This window comes from Flavobacterium sp. (genome assembly GCF_023151265.1).
Classification (GTDB): Bacteria; Bacteroidota; Bacteroidia; order Flavobacteriales; family Flavobacteriaceae; genus Flavobacterium.
In genome coordinates, this window is sequence record NZ_JAKLJH010000233.1 from 1 (window position 1) to 1,727 (window position 1,727).

Below are 1,727 nucleotides of genomic sequence, written 5' to 3' on the forward strand. Positions count from 1 at the left end.
ATACTCTTAAAGACTGATAATTCAATGATATATTCAGATAGACCTTTTTGAAATTCTGGTGTAATTATTTCAAGATTTTCGAAAGGATCTTGTGTTATTCCCCACACGCCCAATTTATTTTTTAAATTTTTCCTAAAGCTTTCCTTTTTCATTGATTTTTGTTCAATAACGATATTTTCAAGGAAATTCAAGAACTTCTCAGCTGTTTTTAAATTTAATGATTTGCATATAGCCATTTCAATATTATCACCAACTTCCCATTTGATAATTTTAATCCCTTTCAATTTTAAGTCATCTAAAGTTCGAAGGTCCCTGTCTGCATCACAAAACAAGGCAACATCAAAACCACACTCCTTTATTTTACATACATCTTTTAACATATTACTACCTTCACCATATACCATTACTATGCCTTTATGAGCCAGGTTCATTTTCAAAGTATTTATCATATAGTCGTTAAAAGCGCGTAGAAAACCCAATTCGGTTTTTCCTTCACAGACAATAATTTTCTTTGCAAAAACGAATTCAGGAACTTTTCTTAGGATGTTTTGAAGTTGTGGTGAAAATTCGAAAAGACTTTGTAAGTTTTTCCTAAGCATGAAAATTTCCGAGAAATCAAGTTCAGTCACAACACTTCTTGAATGGGTAGTTATAAAAATCTGAAAGGAGTTATTTTTCTTCAGCTCACTAACCAAGAACTGTACGCGGTCTGGTTCAAGACCTTGTTCAATCTCATCAATAAGAATGATGCCCTTCCCGTTAACAGTAGAAAGTTGTATTGCAACAGATAATAATCGTTTTGTACTTTTACCTGATAAACTCAGCGGAATATTTTCGTTATGAAGTGAAACTTTACCGTCTTTTATTATTATATCCCTGAAATCGATTTTTGTCGATAGTTCTCCAATTTCTGAGCCCAAGCCATTTGCTTTTTCCTGGATGTTTTTAGATAACTCAGCGAATTGAGCAAAAGGCAATTTATCAATCTCTGATTTAGTTTGCCTAATTACTTCTGTAAAAGAGTTATTAGATTCCTTACCATTTTCCTGAGTTCTATAAATTGAGTATAAAGGGTTACCTTTATTCCATGAAAAATGTCTGTCAATTGAATCTGAGATTAAATTAACCGAAAATTTTTCCCGGTCAGCTGCGGATAGAATTTTTTCATCATTATTTCTGGGGTTTGCAACATACCATCTGGGTTCTAAATCTTTAGCAACTTCCAGATTAATCCACAAAGCTTTTTCATCCTCGTCGGTTATTTCATCATGTATTTCTTTGCCGTCTTTACTACAGCCACAAATGAAAAGTCCAAACTTATCTTCTAATAAAAGGTTCTCCGGAATATCAGTAACACAAGCACTGACTTTTATATTTGCTTCAATATTTAAGTTATAAAAATCCGTGTCATAGAAAGTCAGATTCCACCGCGAAGAGAAGAGACATGCAATCGCATCAAGAATAGTGGTTTTTCCAGAGTCTCCTCTACCCACTAAACATACAAAATTTGTATTCCCAAAATGGTGTTCTAATTTTTTTATCCCGCGGAAATTTTCAATTTTCAACTTAATAATTTTTGACATAAAGCTGATCTTCCTTCATTAAAATTATTTTTTGAATAATTTTTCAATTTGCCAATGATATATGTTTTACCTGGGCAAATTGGAAAACCAACCAACCGAGGCATTTTTATTTGAACTAAGCTACCTCTCCACACACCTCACCCA

1 protein-coding gene is annotated in these 1,727 nt (G+C 32.9%); it reads right to left on the minus strand.

The genetic code is table 11. The annotated features are described in order from the left end of the window. Positions 1-1,565: ATP-binding protein (locus tag L6Q46_RS13895; protein WP_291284813.1), on the minus strand; the 1,565-nt coding region annotated here is incomplete at its 3' end. Positions 1,566-1,727: the final 162 nt, after the last annotated feature.